The 417-nt window shown below is 27.6% G+C and carries 1 protein-coding gene; it reads left to right on the plus strand.

Features of this window, described 5'->3' with window-relative positions; genetic code table 11:
- Nucleotides 1-52: 52 nt before the first annotated feature.
- Nucleotides 53-370, plus strand: a complete 318-nt coding sequence (locus CN692_RS18960; RefSeq protein ID WP_098120723.1) for a barstar family protein — start codon at nt 53-55, stop codon at nt 368-370.
- Nucleotides 371-417: the final 47 nt, after the last annotated feature.

Raw genomic sequence — 417 nt, forward strand, 5'->3', positions numbered from 1 at the left:
CTAAATGGCAGTTTAGTTGAACAAGGAATTCAGTGTTAATATAAAAGCAGTAATGATTATAGAGGTGTATAAATTGACTGATGAAATAGTAACTATTGATGTAAGTAATATAAAAACTAAAAAAGATTTACATTTACTACTTAAAGAAAAATTAAGATTTCCTGATTTTTATGGTGAAAATTGGGATGCATTTTGGGATGCAATTACAGGTTTAGTAGCACCATTACCTAAAAGAGTTGTATTTCTTGGATGGTCAGAATTAGAAAAAAATTTACTGGAAGAATCGGAAATATTGAAAGAATGCCTTTTAGAATACAATGAGGAACATGAAGACCTTCCTAACTTTATTTCTGAATTTATTTTTAATTAATTAATCAAAAAGAGTTAAGTTTCAATACAACTAGTCGAGTAGAATGG

It is taken from the genome of Bacillus sp. AFS002410 (assembly GCF_002556365.1).
Taxonomy (GTDB): Bacteria; Bacillota; Bacilli; order Bacillales; family Bacillaceae_G; genus Gottfriedia.